This is a genomic window from Glutamicibacter nicotianae, from assembly GCF_016907615.1.
Lineage (GTDB): Bacteria > Actinomycetota > Actinomycetes > Actinomycetales > Micrococcaceae > Glutamicibacter > Glutamicibacter nicotianae.
The window spans coordinates 1,344,861-1,361,940 of record NZ_JAFBCH010000001.1; the positions used below are offsets into that span (position 1 = coordinate 1,344,861).

Below are 17,080 nucleotides of genomic sequence, written 5' to 3' on the forward strand. Positions count from 1 at the left end.
AAATTACTGACGTTGAGTTTCAGCTACCGCCAGTGGCGTTGTTTTTGATTCACGCACGTCGGTGGTTCCGCCCAGAGACTTGAGGTTCACCTCGTGGCCCCCTGGGGTCAGGAAGGCATTGGAACTCAATGACACCTCTCCGTCTTGTGCGAAGACCTCAACGGATGTCGTATCTACAACAATGTCAAGGGCAAGCTGCCCATCGTGCACCGGAAGCTGCTCGCTACGAATCTCGCGGTAAAGATCGGGCATGGAGCCTGCGATCTTGTCCTCGCCTCGGTCTAGGTACAGTTTCTGCTCATTGAAGTTGTAGCCAACGGTGACTTTAGCTCCGTGGGTATCTTTGAGTTCAACGAGTGTTTCTTCGCTGGGGGTGTTTTTGTCTTGGCTGAGATCGATATGTAGTCGATAAGCATCGGAAGTTGCCTTGCCTAGCGAAGCGCTTTGATCTGCGGTCACAGACTGCGGGTCCGAGGTTTCTGGTTGGCCTTCGAGTTCGTTGAGGGCAGGGATTGGTTCCGAGAATAATTGAGCCTGTCCATCTACGTCGCGTAGCGAAAGCTGGCGTACCGTGGACATCGTTCCGCCGGACCAATCGCTCAGTGGAAGTTCGCCTGCGTAGGCCCAGTTATTCATCCAGCCCATGGCGTAGCGATGTGTCAATTGGTCTGGCGCTTGGGGGTCATCCCAGGTGACGGCTGCATAGAAGTCGGAACCAGCATCGAGCCAGCGCGGATCATTCTGGTCAGCGGAGAAGTTCTTGCCGTCGAAAGATCCGGTCCAATAGGTGTATCCGGTGGTGCGTCCTGAATCAGCTCCGTTGGCACTGATTCCCAGCACCCACGTGGTTCGTTCAGGATCTCCGTCTACGGACATCTGGAACAGATCAGGGCATTCGACGATTCCAAGGCCGGTGGTTTCAAAACCTGATTGGTAGTTCCAAGACTTTAGATCGCTAGAAGTGTAGAACCCGACTTTGCTTCCTTCGGCCAGGAGCATGAGCCACTGATTGCGTTCCCTGTCCCATACGATCTTGGGATCACGCCAAGCATCGACACCTGGGTTGTCCATGACCGGGTTGCCTTCGTAGGAAGTGAAAGAGTAACCGCCGTCTGTTGAGTAGAACAGGGACTGACGCTGCACGCCATCAACCTGTTGGGTTACCAAAGAGACGACTGAATCTTTTCCAAAACCGGCAGTGTTCTCGGTGTCGACTACGGCACTGCCAGTCCAGATGTCACCGAGACCGTTTTTGTACTTCTCGATAGCAACGCCTTCATCCTTCCAATGAATGAAGTCAGTTGACGTTGCGTGATACCACTCAGTGCCGTTACCTTCCGGGTAATCAGCGTTGTAAAGGTAGTAAAAATGCCACACGCCATCAAGGAAAAAGGGCCGCTGCGGATCGTTCATCCAGTTTGAATTGGGAGTGAGATGTGTTGCCGGGCGGTACTCAGACCAGCTCGCGGAACGTTGAAACGTTAAGCCGTCCTGAGGTGGTTGCGTCTCTTCGGGAACAGATGCTTGCGGTGTGGAATGCAAAATTTGCCATGACACCACAGTCCCGAGCACCAATGCGCAGAGTACTGCTATCGCTACAAGCTTTTTGGTTTTCTGTGGCTGTGGTTCTGTCATCGGTCTTTCCAATAGTTGGGGTTCAAAACGCCAGACTAGTTGGACGGCGCAGAAGCGTCGTCGCAGAGATTTTGGGGGGAGAGATCGTGCATCACTACGAGTGACCGCTAACCACGCTAACCAACATCCAAAACGATTTGCAAAAAATGTAACGTGGATTTCATTATGAATCCTAAAAAATGTGATCCTTCTTCCAAAACGTTTTGGATACGTTGACACAGGCTATGTGAATCCTTAGATTCGACTGTGGAGAGAACGTGTATCACGGTCAGAGCGATTGTCCGATTCCATATCGAACAAAGGCAAACAATCGTGAACAAACTACGCACGAAGCGCGGCATCCTTACTGCCGCACTGAGCATCGGGGCACTTGGTGCTACCTTGATTTCGGGGCCAGCCATGGCTGCCACCGACGCAGTACCAGGCTTCCCCCAGCCAACCGAGCACACCCAGAAGGCCTACAGCCCAACCGACGATTTCACTTCGCGTTGGACTCGTGCTGATGCAAAGCAGCTTAAGGCCATGTCTGATCCAGATGCCGGTTCGCGTGAAAATTCCATGCCTACGGAATACACCATGCCAACCGTATCTCAGGATTTCCCTGACATGTCCAACGAAGAAGTTTGGGTCTGGGATACCTGGCCACTGATCGACGAAAACGCTAACCAGTACAGCGTCAACGGTCAGGAAATCATCTTCTCGTTGGTTGCCGACCGCAAGTTGGGCTTCGATGAGCGTCACCAGTACGCACGCATCGGCTACTTCTACCGCCCAGCAGGAATCCCTGCTGACGAACGTCCCGAAGATGGCGGCTGGACCTACGGCGGACAGGTCTTCGACGAAGGCGTGACCGGGAAGATCTTTGAAGATCAGTCTTTCACCCACCAGACCCAGTGGTCGGGCTCCGCACGCGTAAGCAAGAACGGTGAAATTAAGCTCTTTTTCACCGACGTTGCTTTCTACCGCGACAAGGACGGCCAGGACGTCAAGCCTTATGACTCACGCATCGCATTGAGCGTTGGTCACGTCCACTCGAACAAAAAGGGCGTGAAGCTGACCGGCTTCAACAAGGTCAAGGAATTGCTGCAGGCAGACGGTAAGAACTACCAGAATGCTGCGCAGAACTCCTACTACAACTTCCGTGACCCATTCACCTTTGTAGACCCAGCGCACCCAGGCGAGACCTACATGGTCTTTGAAGGCAACTCGGCCATGGATCGCGACGATGCCAAGTGCACCGCTGAAGATCTTGGTTACCGCGAAGGCGAAACCAACGGTGAAACCGTTGAGCAAGTCAACAACTCCGGTGCAACCTACCAGATCGGTAACGTTGGACTGGCTCGTGCCAAGAACAAGGCACTGACGGAATGGGAATTCCTGCCACCAATCTTGTCGGCTAACTGTGTTACCGACCAGACTGAGCGTCCGCAGATCTACATGCAGGATGGCAAGTACTACCTGTTCACCATTAGCCACCGTTCGACTTTCGCCACCGGCATTGACGGTCCAGAAGGCGTCTACGGATTTGTTGGTAACGGCATCCGCAGTGACTACCAGCCACTGAACCGTGGATCGGGTCTGGCACTTGGCAGCCCAACGAACCTGAACTTCGCAGCAGGTACCCCATTCGCACCTGACTACAACCAGCACCCAGGCCAGTTCCAGGCATACTCGCACTACGTGATGCCCGGCGGTCTAGTTCAGTCGTTCATCGATACCATTGGCACCAAGGACAACTTTGTTCGCGGTGGCACCTTGGGCCCAACCGTTAAGCTCAACATCAAGGGCGACTCGGCAACTGTCGACTACAGCTATGGCAACAACGGACTTGGCGGATGGGCAGACATCCCAGCCAACCGTGAGCTGAAGAACAAAAAGAAGTAGCTCGAATACTTCATCAACGACTGTCATATCGCTAGGGGCAATATCCCAAGCGAATTGCGGTTAGACAACAGCGGCTCCTCCAACCAAGGTTGGAGGAGCCGCTGTTGTCTACCGACACGCATTCCTAGTCGGCGAAGCGAATACTAACCGTGGCGACCTCGACGAGGTACGGAAATGGCGATAGCACCCACTGCAATTAGGCCCAGTGCCAGGCCACCTGCAAGCAGTAAGCCAGAGCTAGCTCCGGTCTCTGCAAGCCTGTCGTCCTTGTGGTTCTCATCCTCGGATGTTTCCCGTTCATGATTTGAAGAAGACGGAGTGACAGTAGCGCTCTGTGACGGTGTGCTTACATCGGCTGACGGCTCAGAGGTTGGATCATCGGAAGGCACATTGGAAGGATCTTCCGATGACTCGACAGTTGGGTTCTCGGTTGGCTCAGTCGTAGGCTCTGGAGCAGAAGCAAACAGCCCAAACCAGGTGGAAACGGTTACTGAATCCTCAGCCGCTACACATGACTTTGCACCAGTAGCATCATCTTCGGAACCTGAAGTCGTCTTCTTAGTTCCCTTCAGATAGTACGTTCCGGCAGTTAGCTCGGGCGTTCAAGAATCGTTTATTACCAGAGACCTATCGTTGACAGTGAAGTCGACTGAGTGAGTGCCGTTGGTTCGCCATCCGAAGTGACGTACTGCAACTCGAAGTCGTAGTTGTCATCCGTGATCTGTGGGAACCCATTTGGAATCTTGAAAGTAAGTTCCTTTTGGCCGGTTTCCGCCAGTAGGACGCCGAGTCGGCTATCTACGATCTTCGAGTCCAGCGACAAAGCACTTGCACCAGCGAGAAGTGCAGAGATTACATGCCCGTTTGAGTCCTCAACGGAAACCAGTAACTGGTTATGGCCTTTGAGGCTACTGGCGAACGAATCATCAGCAGTGATGGTTAGCTTGCCGTCTTTGACTGACCCGGTAATGATTTGTGGCTTCGCCTCAGGAGAGCTTCGGTACGTTACAGCAACGTCGCCGTCGTCGACATGCGTATTCGTATTGAATACGTAAGTTCCTTCGGCAACAGACGAAGACTCACTGTCGTAGGAAAGATTCTCTTCCCCCGGCGCGACGTGGTTGCCTGACTCCGGATCTTGAGCTTCAGGAACTTCGGTTGGTTCTGCTGTTGGTTCCTTGGTTTCGGTAGGTTCTACTGTTGGTTCGGTGGTTGGTTCCGAAGTTTCAGTGGGTTCTGCCGTTGGTTCGGTGGTTGGTTCCGAAGTTGAATCGTACCGGGTTTAGTAGAGGCAAGGAAATTGGAATAGGAACACTTCTGTCTTGCCGATTAAATACACTGATGAACTGAAAACCCGAGCTATCGAGCTGGTGCTCCACGCCCAGTCGAATCCAGACACCTCCAATGGCGCCATCACGAGAGTCGCCAAGGAGCTGGGCCTGAGCAGCGAGACACTGCGTACTTGGGTCCGCAGGCATAGGACATGTGGTGCCGCTCTGCCCGAGCAGTCGATTGATTTGGAAGCCGAGAACAAGCGGCTGCGCGCCGAACTGGCCGAAACCAAACGTGCCAACGAGATCTTGAAGAAGGCAGCGACTTTCTTCGCGGCGTGAGCTCGTGGTGCCCTTCAAAGTAATTGTTGATTTCATCGATCAGCACAAAGACGAGCTCGGGGTCGAGCCGATCATCCGCGCGTTGCAAGGCACCCATGCGCAGATTGCCGTGAGCTCGTATTATGCGTTCAAGAAACGACCGCCCTCAGCCCGTAGCATGCGCGACGAACAACTACTGCCGAAGCTCCGTGCAGTGTATGAGGAGAACTATTCCTGCTATGGGGTGCGCAAAATGTGGCATGCCATGAACGATCAGCATGCGGAAGCGTTCGGGCCGATTGCCCGGTGCACTGTGGAGCGGCTGATGAAGAACCTGGGGATTGATGGAGTGCGTCGCAAGCGGAAGAAGCCCAAGACCCGCTCTGCGGATCCTGAATCATGTCCCGTGGATTGGTGGACCGGCGGTTCACTGCTGCAGCGCCCAACAGGCTTTGGGTGGCTGATATAACGTATGTTCCGACCTAGTGCGGGTGGGTCTATGCGATGTTCATTCTTGATGTGTTCAGCCGCGAAATCGTGGGATGGCAAGTGACGAACCACATGCGTGAATCCTTGGCCAGGGACGCGTTGATGATGGCTCTGGCAAGGAAATACAGGGATGGCGAGGACGTGACCGGCCTTGTCCATCACAGCGACAGGGGCGTGCAATTCCGATCCATTAGGTATGGGCAGGCGCTGGCCGAGTCGAAGGTCGTCGCCTCGGTTGGTTCCCGTGGGGATTCGTACGATAACGCCATGGCCGAAGCGCTGAACTCTGTTTACAAGGCGGAGTTGATTGATCGGCGTGAGTGGTCCGGACAGGTAGAGGTCATGGCCGAGACCTCTCGATGGGTTGGCTGGTACAACTCCCAGCGCCTGCATTCGGCACTCGGGTACAGGTCGCCGGCGGATGTTCATCAACAGTGGATGGGACGGCCTGGCACGCTCGCGGAAGCCGCGTAGGAAAAACAAGAAAAGGAGCCTCTACCAAACCCGGGGCTTGACAGGTTGCAAGGGTGTGGCACCGATGCTCGATCGGTGCCACACCCTTCTTCCGTTCCTGACGCTTTTACGTATCCCGGCAGCGGGTGCACCACCGATGCTCGATCGGTGCCACACCCTTCTTCCGTTCCTGACGCTTTTACGTATCCCGGCAGCGGGTGCACCACCTTCGGGTGCTGTTGTTGAACGGGCTAACCCTGAACGGTTGTTTTCCTTTATGCATGGCGAGCAACCCGAGAAGCAAAGCTGAGCAGTATCCTGTCCAGAAGGTGACCTATCTGGAAAACAGCAGATTACCGGCGGAGGGGACTGTACGTTCATCTATAGTGTCGCTGGGCATCGCTAGATTGGGTTCAAGCAAGTTTCCCTGCGTTGGCATCCAACCGTCGAAAGGCACAAATGGCACATCCATTACAGGTGCAAGATCGAATTCGTGGAGTTCTGGCCGGAATGGCGTCTGGCGATGCTCTCGGTGCTGGGTACGAATTCAACGCTCCCATGCCTGAATCCGCAGAAATTTCCATGATCGGTGGCGGATTGGGGAATTTCGCACCGGGGGAGTGGACTGACGATACGTCGATGGCAATAGTCATTGCTCGCGGCCTGTTGGGTTCCGGTGGCAGGTTTGATGCTGCGGCCAGCGACTACATGATTCGAGAATGGGCCAAATGGGCAGCCCAGGCTCCAGATGTCGGCAACCAGACACGGGCCGTCCTTTCCCGTGCCCAGCGAGTAGCGAGCGAAGAAGGACGAACCGAACCAAATACTGCTGACGCGCTGTCGGGCTCAGAAGAACTACATCGCAGAACTGGACGTTCCGGAGGAAATGGCAGCCTCATGCGTACAGCCCCGGTCGCCCTTGCCTATTTGTCGGAACCACCAGCTGTGGCCTTTCGCGCGGCTGTGGAGATCAGCAAGCTAACTCATTTTGATGATGAGGCCGCCGAAGCATGTGGCCTGTGGACGGTCGCCATTCAGCACGCGGTACTTACCGGCGAACTAGAGATCCGTGCCGGACTGCCACTGCTCAATCCAGAACGGGCAATGACATGGGAACAGCGCATCGAGCAGGCCGAAAATCGACAGCCTAGGGAATTCAGCAAGAATGGTTGGGTGGTCGAAGCGTTCCAAGGTGCTTGGAGTGCAATCACCAACGCCAAGGAAACTAGCAAGGAACATCATCTGGTTTCGGCATTGGAAGCGGCAGTTCGCGGAGGTGTAGACACCGACACCGTGGCAGCAATTGCAGGATCGCTACTTGGTGCAGCTAGAGGGTATTCGAGCATTCCCTTGCCATGGGTGGAAAATGTTCATGGATGGCCGGGCCTGAGGATTCAGCACCTATTAGATATTTCTACTGAACTAGCCGGTTGAATTCCAGCGGCGGATTTAGCGTTTAGTCCTTACCTGAGTGTCGTTGGTCAAGCTTTTGCGGTGGCACGACGCTGACTTCATGACGCACTCCTCGCACGTTAAGGCCAGCCACGTCTATCGCTAAGAACCAAGGGCCGGAATGGGGCACTTTAATGCGGTACGGAGCACGGCGGGCCAGCCCGCCGAAGGCATCGAATTCTTCGCCGTCCTGGAATGCCGCAAAATTTTCCGGATCCATCAACCTGAGGTGAGCCGGACCGCTGAGAATTACGACCAAGATGCTTCCCCGTTCAAGGAAGTCCCAGGAGTATTCGGCAAATTCAGGTTCCGCCATTGCTAGTCTCCTTGGTTTCAGATGGTTTGCTCAGTAGCGAGCCCAGTCCCAATTAACTCAGATTTAGGATGAAAGCGGCAAGACAGCTCATCATGCGTGCTCCGAGCTGCAGCGCGCGTTCATGGACCCAACGTTGGCGAGCCGGCAATCTGACCCCGATGCAAGATCCCGAGCAGCTCTGGAATCGACGGGGATGTCGGCGCGATCATTTGAAGGCCGTAAGTAAGTGAGCCGCTTCGTAATAAGTTGCGGCAACTGGAAACCTGAAGCCGTCTATTAACAGGGGTGGGGTAACGTTTCGTACAACTCGGGCTCTACGGGCCACAAGCGACAGGGTAGGATTCATGGATATATTGAGCTGGATTGGCCTAGAACAGCTTCGAATGTGTATTTGGATTCTGGCCATAGGTTTTGCCGTAGGAATGGGGCTCTGGCGTAGGCACCAGCTCGCGCTTGTTGGATTCGCTTCCACGCTGCTATTCGCTACTTTAAATGCTGGCGCTGGAATCTATGTGCTGAAGCACGTAGGTGATTCGCGGTGGACCGTTGGAGACCCTCCGATGAGCGCTCCGGAACTTTCCAACGTCCCATTTGCCGGCGAGTATTTGGAACCTTTGGAATCCTCATTGGAGTCGATCACTGGGCGGGTGAATTCCTTCTGGGAATTCAGCCAGGCACTGCCTGTTGCCCTCGATTTCTTCACACGCAGCGGCTGGGCCCTGCTGGTGGCAATCCCCTTGATCGTCATCGTTTTGGTTAGAAGCTATAGGACTGCCAGCAGGCGTCGAAAAGACCTGCAAGAACTCAACGGCACAGTGGCACAGCTCCAATCGGAGCTGGCTGCAATCAAGTTGGCTTTACCCGCAGAGAGTTGTCTAGCCTTGCCGCCGGTAAACCAAGAGCAGCCACGGCAGCAACGGACACGGCGAAAACAATAGTCGATGGCCAACAAGATGAGAACGGCAACGCATTTGCTTTGCACATCAGGGCAAATTCGGTGCCGTTTCATTTTTTAGGCCTGCGAACAGGCTATGCCAGGGTCGCGGTGTCGATCACGAAGCGGTAGCGTACATCAGACTTCAGAACACGTTCATAGGCGTCATTGATCTGGTCTGCGGAAATAACTTCGATTTCTGCGCCCAGACCATGCTCCGCACAGAAATCGAGCATTTCCTGGGTTTCTTCGATGCCCCCGATTTGCGAGCCGGCAAAGGAGCGGCGGCCGCCGATCAAGGCGAAGGCGTTCACCGGTAGCGGTTCAGCTGGGGCACCCACGTTGACCATCGTTCCATTGACACGCAGCAAGCCCAAGTAGTCGCTGATGTTGATTGATGCGCTGACCGTATTGATGATCAGGTCGAAGTGCTTGTGAAGATCTTTGAAGGTACTCTCGTCGCTGGTGGCGCGGTAGTCGCTGGCACCGAGCCTCAGTCCGTCGTCCTTCTTCTTGAGCGACTGCGAGAGCACGGTGACCTCTGCACCCATGGCGCTGGCGATCTTCACTGCCATATGCCCCAGTCCGCCCAGGCCCACTACTGCAACTTTCTTGCCCGGCCCGGCGCCCCAGTGTTTCAGTGGGGAGAACGTGGTGATGCCGGCGCAGAGCAGCGGTGCGGCTACATCGAGGTTGATTCCTTCCGGGATTTTCAACGCGAAGTTTTCGGTGACTACTACATGCGTGGCGTAGCCGCCCTGCGTCATCGTTCCGTCACGGTCAGTAGAACCGTAGGTTCCTACGCTTTGCTCGCAGAACTGCTGGTCGCCTGCGAGGCAGTTCTCGCACTCCATGCAGGAATTGACCAAGCAGCCAACGCCGACTCGATCACCGATTTTGTGCTTGGAGACGGCTGAACCAATTTCAGCGACGATTCCGGCAATTTCGTGGCCAGGGACCAGTGGGAAGGTGGGTGGTCCCCATTCACCTCGAACCGTATGGATATCGGAGTGGCAGATGCCCGAGAACTTGATGTCTATCAAGATGTCATGCGGGCCAAGTTCTCGACGCTCAATTTGAGTTGGTACGAGGCCTTCGGTTGCAGACGGTGCCGCATAGGCGTTAACTATGGTTGTCATGAGGTACTTCCTTTAAAGTTCTGGGCAAAAACAGATGCTGCGGCAATTCATGCCGTTTGGCGATAGCGATGAAGCCTTATGGAAAGAATCCGCAAAGCTAGCAGTTTGTCCTCGTGGCCTAAGAATTTAACGGTACAACAGTTTGAACCGCCCACTGCTTCTGCCAGCAAATTTCAAGGGAACGACAGTCCGTTGCCGTGGAGGGTAGCCTGCCAGCGCTTTCTCATGCAAAGAGCGGCTGACGGAACGACAGGGGTTGTCGTTCTATCAGCCGCTCAATCGCGGGCTACGGTTTGACGCCGTTAGCTATGGCGACTGCGACGGCGGATAGCCATGGCGATGCCGCCCACAATGATCAGGCCCAGCGCGAGCCCGCCAGCAATTAGCAGAGCACTGTTTACGCCGGTGTCAGCCAGTTCATCGCGTTGCTTCTTCTGGTTGTCATCCTTATCAGGAGCTTCCTGGGTGGCGCTAGCCGTCGGAGTATTCTCCTGAGTCGGTTCTACTGAGGGCGAAGCGCTCGGTTCCGCGGTTGGTTCCGCCGAAGAAGACTCAGTTGGCTCTTCAGTTTCTTCTTCGTTTGGCGAAGATTCGTCTGACGGAGCGTAGAGGCCGAACCATGTTGAGACAGTGAGCCCGGTTTCCTCTGCAGCTGGGTTCACGAAGGCTGCAGCTGCGGCTGCCGTGTCGCTGGTTTCTTCCTGCTGCTTGCCACTCAAGTAGTAGGTGCCTGCGGTAAGACTGGAAACTCTGGAATCATTGATTACCAAGGTTTCGCCGTCAACGACGTAATCGGCATCCGAGAGAACAGCTGGCGTTCCGTCTGCTGCCACGTATTCCAAATCGAAACTGAAATTATCGCTAGCCACGGTTGGGAATCCTGCAGGGATATCGAAGCGCAGGGCATCGGATCCTGCCTCAGAAAGCAAGACTCCCAAGCGATCATCGATGATCTCAGACTGCAGTTTCAGGACACTCTCACCGGATAGGAGCGCAGAAATGGCGTTTCCCTTTGAGTCCTCCACGGTGACCAGAATCTGGTTGAAGTCCTTGACGTTGTTGCCGAAAGAATCATCATCCTTGATAACAAGCTGTCCATCCTTCACGGTGCCCTCGATGGTCTGAGGTTCCGAACTTGGCGAAGTGCGGTAGGTGACAACTGCTTCGCCTTCTTCAACATCTGCGTCGACGTTGAATGCGTAAATTCCTTCAGTAGGATTCGACGAATCGCTGTCGTAGGCTAGTTGTTCTTCGCCTGGAGCTACTTGGTCGCCGGACTCTGGAGCTACTGCTTTGGGAACCTCGGTTGGCTCCGTAGTTGGTTCAGCCGTGGGTTCCGCTGTTGGCTCGGTTGTTGGTTCAGCTGTTGGTTCCTCGGTCGGTTCCGCTGTTGGCTCGGCTGTTGGTTCAGCCGTTGGTTCCTCGGTCGGTTCCGCTGTTGGCTCAGCTGTTGGTTCAGCTGTTGGTTCCTCGGTCGGTTCCGCTGTTGGCTCGGCTGTTGGTTCCTCGGTCGGTTCCGCTGTTGGTTCCTCGGTCGGTTCCGTAGTTGGCTCGGCTGTTGGTTCAGCCGTTGGCTCCGTAGTTGGTTCCTCGGTTGGTTCAGCCGTTGGCTCCGTAGTTGGTTCCTCGGTTGGTTCAGCCGTTGGCTCCGTAGTTGGTTCCTCGGTTGGCTCTTCTGTTGGTTCAGGCATCTCGCCATAAAGCCCCATATAGACCGATGCGTTTTGTTCTTTCGTGGTGCCGCGGAAAGTTACCTGATAGTCATCGCCTTCGACAAGCTCAGAAAGAATGGGGTCCGAGATGGTGAGTTGTCCGTCAGAGATGTCCACGTCAGTCAGCTCGACGTCAATGAATCCTCCGTTGGGGGCGTCGGCGGCATCACTGTAGTAATTGATGGATACAGTCGCCTGGCTAAGCCACGAAAGGCCGGAAGGAATATCGAAGGACCAAGCTTCTGTTCCAACTGGTAAAAACGGAACGGCATACTTTTGCCCTACTTCGTTGGTGACCAGCGAGATGCCTTGCTCAGGAACGTAGGGGACTCCACCGTGATGCACCATATCCGGGCCGACTTCTGGCCCGGTCGAAACGCTAAAAGATACCTGTCGTAATTGATCAGGCCACATACTGTAACCATCTGGCGAATCGAGTGGACCGTTGAGAACAACCTGGCCGTTTTCGTACTTGGCTTCTTGGATGCTGCCGGTGTTGGGTACCGAGGAAGAACTCAGCCACACCTTATCGCCTGATGAGACCAAACCAGTGTTGTCATTGAGTACGACTACGCCGTTTGCAGGATCGGATTCGTCATAGTTGAAGGTCCAGAATTCTTGGCCCTTGTCAACGACGGTAAATTCTTCGTCGTTGTAAATCGGGTAGGCTGCCTGTTCTGCTGCGACTTGGCTCGATGTGGTTTGAGGAGCCGCGACGGCTGGGGTGAACATTGTGGTTCCGCCAACAACACCACCTAGGGCAAGGGATCCGGCTGCTACGACAGCTAGTGGCAAACGTGCTTTGCGCACGATACTTTTTCGAGTCTGATTCACGCTAAAACCTTCAGAGTCAAGAAGAGGCGGGCAATGCTGAATCTGCGACATTGCAGACTAAATCCCTAGCCACTAGATCACGATTCAATGACTCTTTCAACCAGCAAGTGGATTTTTAATATTTAGCCATGCCGGCGGAGTATCGGGACAATCTTCCACTCCGACACCACGGTAAACAGGGTCTTTACTGGTCAGAGCGAAGATCGGCAAGCCTCAGGTGCGGCGGGCTGAAAACCGCTTCAAAGTCTTCATTTCTTAACCCTCCTTGGAGTCATCGCCATGCTGGCATAAAGCTTCCCGGCAACAAGCTGTATGGGCAATGGCAGGCACAAGTACCTGTTGCGCATTCCCGCAGCGGGCCGTCTAGGAGCACCCTCTGGCGCGAGACGATCATTGGGGAACTGCGACTTTTGCCAATTCCCGGTAGGCTAGTACATGGGTCTGCATGTTCTGTGCGGGCCCCGAATGAAAATAACTCCCAGGACTGACTGACCGTTGGTCCCGACCGCCAGTTTCCCGGTCCTCGGTAGTGACTTTCGCTAGGGCAAATAGCTGCCCCAGCGCGGGTCTCGATCGAAGACCAGATCTGGGTAGGGCCATACGGTTCGCTCATCCACCACGTGGGAGCGATCGAAAGGAGCACCCCCTTAATGGAGGGTCCAGAAATCCAATTCGCCGAAGCGCTGATCGACAACGGCCGCTACGGTACCCGCACCATCCGCTTCGAAACCGGCCGCCTCGCCAAGCAGGCAGCTGGCTCGGCAATGGTCTACATCGACGAAGAGACCGCGCTGCTCTCGGCAACCACCGCCGGCAAGCACCCGCGCGAAGGCTTCGACTTCTTCCCGCTGACCGTGGACGTCGAGGAGCGCATGTACGCTGCCGGCCGCATCCCGGGCAGCTTCTTCCGCCGCGAAGGCCGCCCATCGACCGAAGCCATCCTGGCTTGCCGCCTGATGGACCGCCCGCTGCGCCCAGCCTTCGTCAAGGGCCTGCGCAACGAGGTCCAGGTTGTCGTCACCGTTCTGTCCATCGAGCCAGATGAGCTATACGACGTCGTGGCAATCAACGCTTCGTCGATGTCCACCCAGCTGTCGGGCCTGCCATTCTCCGGCCCAATCGGTGGCGTTCGCGTTGCACTGGTTGACGACGGAAACGGCGCGCAGTGGGTTGCCTTCCCTAAGCACTCCGAGCTGAAGAACGCCGTCTTCAACATGGTTGTTGCCGGCCGCATCGCCGGCGATGACGTTGCCATCATGATGGTGGAAGCCGAAGCTACCGACAACGCTTGGGAACTGATCAAGGAACGCGGCGCTCAGGCTCCAACCGAAGAGGTTGTGGCCGAAGGCCTCGAGGCTGCCAAGCCATTCATCAAGGTCCTGTGCGAGGCCCAAGCTGACCTGGCATCCCGCGCTGCCAAGGAAACCGTTGAGTTCCCAGTCTTCCGCGATTACGAAGACGATGCCTTCACCGCTGTCGAGGCTGCCGCTTCGACCCGCCTGGCAGAGATCTACACCATCGCTGACAAGCAGGAGCGCGACAACGCCGCAAGCGACTACAAGGACGAGATCCTGGCATCGCTGGCTGGCGAAGGCAACGCTTTCGAAGGCCGCGAATCCGAGATCTCCAAGGCCTTCGGTGCGGTGACCAAGCACATCGTGCGCCAGCGCATCCTGACCGAGCAGATCCGCATCGACGGCCGCGGCCTGGCTGACATCCGCCAGCTGTCCGCCGAGGTCGAGGTGCTGCCTCGCGTGCATGGTTCGGCCATCTTCGAGCGTGGCGAAACCCAGATCATGGGCGTCACCACCTTGAACATGCTGAAGATGGAGCAGCAGATCGACTCGCTGTCCCCAGTGAAGTCCAAGCGCTACATGCACAACTACAACTTCCCGCCATACTCGACCGGCGAGACCGGCCGTGTTGGTTCGCCGAAGCGACGCGAAATCGGCCACGGCGCACTGGCAGAGCGCGCACTGGTTCCAGTGCTGCCAAGCCGCGAGGAATTCCCATACGCAATCCGCCAGGTCTCCGAGGCACTGGGCTCCAACGGCTCGACCTCCATGGGCTCTGTCTGCGCCTCGACCCTGTCGCTGCTGAATGCCGGCGTGCCGCTGAAGGCACCGGTTGCAGGCATCGCCATGGGCCTGGTTTCGGACACCGTTGACGGCGAAACCCGTTACGCTGCCCTGACCGATATCCTCGGCGCCGAAGACGCCATGGGCGACATGGACTTCAAGGTCGCAGGCACCTCCGAGTTCGTGACCGCGATCCAGCTGGATACCAAGCTGGATGGCATTCCGGCTTCGGTGCTGGCCGCCGCGCTGACCCAGGCCCGCGAAGCACGCCTGCACATCCTGAACGTGCTGAACCAGGCTATCGACGCTCCGGATGAGCTGAACGTCAACGCTCCACGCATCATTTCGGTGAAGATTCCAGTGGACAAGATCGGTGAGGTCATCGGCCCTAAGGGCAAGATGATCAACCAGATCCAGGAAGACACCGGCGCAGACATCTCGATCGAGGATGACGGCACCGTGCTGATCGGCGCAACCAACGGCGAATCCGCCGAGGCTGCCCGTTCGGCCATCAACGCCATCGCCAACCCCCAGGTTCCTGAGGTCGGCGAGCGCTACCTGGGCACCGTCGTGAAGCTGACCACCTTCGGTGCGTTCGTTTCGCTGACCCCGGGCAAGGACGGCCTGCTGCACATCTCCGAGCTGCGCAAGATCAACGACGGCAAGCGTGTCGAGGACGTCGAAGACGTTGTCGGCGTTGGCCAGAAGCTGCAGGTGGAGATCACCAAGATCGATGACCGTGGCAAGCTGTCGCTGGCTCCAGTCGTCGAGGAAGAAGCTGAAGTAGCAGTAGCTGCTGAGTAGTCTTTAGATTCCTGCAGGAAAACCCCGATTCACTTTGGTGAATCGGGGTTTTCCTTCTCTTCAGACCAGCTTGATTGGCATGGCTGGCAGGCCAGCGCCTACGCGGGTGCCGCATCCTCGCTGATGCCGGTGGCGCTCAGCGCCTCGAAGTGCAGGACTTCGACCTCGCGGCGATCCTCCTCCAGCTCCAGTGCCCGCTCGGCCCGGGTGAAGGAATCCTTTGCCTGAGCCTTCAAGGCTGCCGTCCATGGGGTATCGGAGCGCGCCATCAGGGCACCGAGTTCCTTTTGGATCCGCATCATGACTTCGACGTCCGAAGCGCCATCGCGCGAGGTTGCGCGGAAGGCATCCTGGAGCATGTCCTGCGGCTCAAGCGGGCGAAGGTGGACCCGCCCGGCGTCCGGGGAATCCGGAATCCTTGCCTGCATGGCGATGTCCAGTACGCGGTGCGTTGCTTCCAGAACCTCGATGGCGGTTCCCGGATCATTGATTCCGGGGGAGAGAGACTTGCTGGAGATTTCCGACAGCGCTATCAGCCCGAGCCGCGGATCCTGTTCGAAAGTCCGGTGGTTGGCGATCACGAAGGCCCGCTGGATCGCTTCCTGACTCTCTTCCGACACCTTGCCGCTCAGGTACGCAATGGGATGCCCGGCAAAGATCCTTGAGCCTGGGCGGCGTTCGACCCAGAGCTGGCAGTTTTCCTGCTCGGCAATGCGCTGCAGAGCTGCCACGTCGACCTTGACCACGAATCCTGGATGGTCGCATTCCAGCGGGATGGCAGTCGTAGGCGGATCAACCCACCGCCGTCCGCCGAGCAGCGGCTGCTCGGCGTAGTCCGACATGGCCTGGGAGGCGGCATCGCCGACCCGGTCGATGATGTCGGCCATGCGGCCGAAAGTGGTGAGGAACGAGATCCAGCGCAGCAAGGTCACCAGCACCACGGCAATGACCAGGATGGTTCCCAACAGCAGCAGCGCTTTTTCCGAGCTGGAATAGACATCCAAGGACAACGCGATGATCCCGACGATGGAGAATGCGAAAGCCCCCACGAAGGTAGACAGGGCAGTATGCGAGGTCCGGTCGGCAATCAGCAGCTGGATGGAGCGGGGAGTACCGATTTGCGTGGCAGTGGAGTATGCCGAGACCATCGTGGTCAGGGAAAACGTCGTGACAGCCAGCATCGACGTGGCCAGGATCTGCAATAGCGTCGCGGCGGCATCGTTGCCGAGCGCTTCCAGCAGGTTCGCCGGAATGAGATTGCCCAGTGCTGGTGCGGCGGTGGCCAGAAGGATTCCAGCTACGGTGAATACTGTGGCCCGGAACCAGATTCCGCGCAGCGACTGCTTTGCATAGTTCAGTGCTCTTACCATGAATCCTCCTTGTGTCCTCTGCCGGCGGCAGTGACCGCACCCTATGCTTCTCGCAACTATGCGATGCGGTTGTACCGCTGTTGCGCAACCCGTGGAAGTGAGTTTACGCTACCGACCCATGTCGGGACTCGAATCGGTGGCCCGCCCATTCCGAGGGGTGGCCTATCGAGAGCATGGTTCGTCAGAAGATACGGTGGGAGCGCTGCAATGCTCGCTCTCGTGGTTGATTTGTGCTTCTCCGAGCGCGCACCAGTTCAAATCGGGCAGAGATCAGCGTACCGGGCGCAATTCACGAGGGGCATCGGCGGAGTATCGCAATGCGTTGGCTTCCGCGGTCGGGAGCCGCTACCCGGAATTCTTGCACTGACCACCTAGGATGGTAATGAGA

11 protein-coding genes and 1 pseudogene are annotated in these 17,080 nt (G+C 56.5%); 7 read left to right on the plus strand and 5 right to left on the minus strand.

Annotated features, from left to right (window positions below):
- Window positions 1-3 precede the first annotated feature (3 nt).
- Window positions 4-1,635: a glycoside hydrolase family 32 protein gene (locus JOE62_RS06570; RefSeq protein WP_204721275.1), complete on the minus strand. Its 1,632-nt coding sequence runs from the start codon at window positions 1,633-1,635 to the stop codon at window positions 4-6.
- Between the two features lie 312 nt (window positions 1,636-1,947).
- Here JOE62_RS06570 and JOE62_RS06575 point away from each other — a divergent pair, with 312 nt between their 5' ends.
- The 5 genes and pseudogenes from JOE62_RS06575 to JOE62_RS06595 all read left to right on the plus strand — a co-directional run bounded on the left by JOE62_RS06575 (window position 1,948) and on the right by JOE62_RS06595 (window position 7,487).
- A complete protein-coding gene (locus tag JOE62_RS06575) occupies window positions 1,948-3,519 on the plus strand; it encodes a glycoside hydrolase family 68 protein (protein ID WP_338085758.1) in 1,572 nt (523 codons plus the stop codon).
- A 1,322-nt stretch (window positions 3,520-4,841) separates the two neighbouring features.
- Window positions 4,842-5,132, plus strand: coding sequence for a transposase (locus JOE62_RS06580; protein WP_204721277.1), 291 nt, complete (start codon window positions 4,842-4,844; stop codon window positions 5,130-5,132).
- A 4-nt stretch (window positions 5,133-5,136) separates the two neighbouring features.
- On the plus strand, window positions 5,137-5,580 hold the full coding sequence (locus JOE62_RS06585; protein ID WP_204721279.1) for an IS3 family transposase: 444 nt from the start codon (window positions 5,137-5,139) through the stop codon (window positions 5,578-5,580).
- A 32-nt stretch (window positions 5,581-5,612) separates the two neighbouring features.
- Window positions 5,613-6,074, plus strand: a pseudogene (locus JOE62_RS06590) (transposase); the annotation flags it as partial.
- A gap of 438 nt (window positions 6,075-6,512) precedes the next feature.
- Entirely contained in the window at window positions 6,513-7,487 is a 975-nt protein-coding gene (locus JOE62_RS06595) for an ADP-ribosylglycohydrolase family protein (protein ID WP_204721283.1), read from the plus strand.
- A gap of 22 nt (window positions 7,488-7,509) precedes the next feature.
- On the opposite strand, the gene JOE62_RS06600 is transcribed toward JOE62_RS06595, so the two are convergent.
- The gene (locus JOE62_RS06600; protein WP_204721285.1) at window positions 7,510-7,821 is read right to left on the minus strand and encodes a DUF1883 domain-containing protein; all 312 of its coding nucleotides are present in this window, start codon (window positions 7,819-7,821) and stop codon (window positions 7,510-7,512) included.
- A 560-nt stretch (window positions 7,822-8,381) separates the two neighbouring features.
- Here JOE62_RS06600 and JOE62_RS06605 point away from each other — a divergent pair.
- Window positions 8,382-8,759, plus strand: coding sequence for a hypothetical protein (locus JOE62_RS06605; protein WP_204721287.1), 378 nt, complete (start codon window positions 8,382-8,384; stop codon window positions 8,757-8,759).
- Between the two features lie 91 nt (window positions 8,760-8,850).
- Here JOE62_RS06605 and JOE62_RS06610 read toward each other — a convergent pair whose 3' ends face one another.
- Entirely contained in the window at window positions 8,851-9,894 is a 1,044-nt protein-coding gene (locus tag JOE62_RS06610; RefSeq protein WP_204721289.1) for an NAD(P)-dependent alcohol dehydrogenase, read from the minus strand.
- Between the two features lie 302 nt (window positions 9,895-10,196).
- Window positions 10,197-12,416 carry a PT domain-containing protein gene (locus JOE62_RS16630; RefSeq protein WP_338085759.1) on the minus strand — a complete coding sequence of 740 codons (2,220 nt, stop codon included), beginning with the start codon at window positions 12,414-12,416 and terminating at the stop codon, window positions 10,197-10,199.
- 674 nt (window positions 12,417-13,090) lie between these two features.
- Between JOE62_RS16630 and JOE62_RS06620 the strand changes: the two genes are divergently transcribed.
- Window positions 13,091-15,322, plus strand: a complete 2,232-nt coding sequence (locus tag JOE62_RS06620; protein ID WP_204721291.1) for a polyribonucleotide nucleotidyltransferase — start codon at window positions 13,091-13,093, stop codon at window positions 15,320-15,322.
- 98 nt (window positions 15,323-15,420) lie between these two features.
- Here JOE62_RS06620 and JOE62_RS06625 read toward each other — a convergent pair whose 3' ends face one another.
- A complete protein-coding gene (locus JOE62_RS06625; RefSeq protein WP_204721293.1) occupies window positions 15,421-16,692 on the minus strand; it encodes a DUF2254 domain-containing protein in 1,272 nt (423 codons plus the stop codon).
- Between the last annotated feature and the right edge of the window lie 388 nt (window positions 16,693-17,080).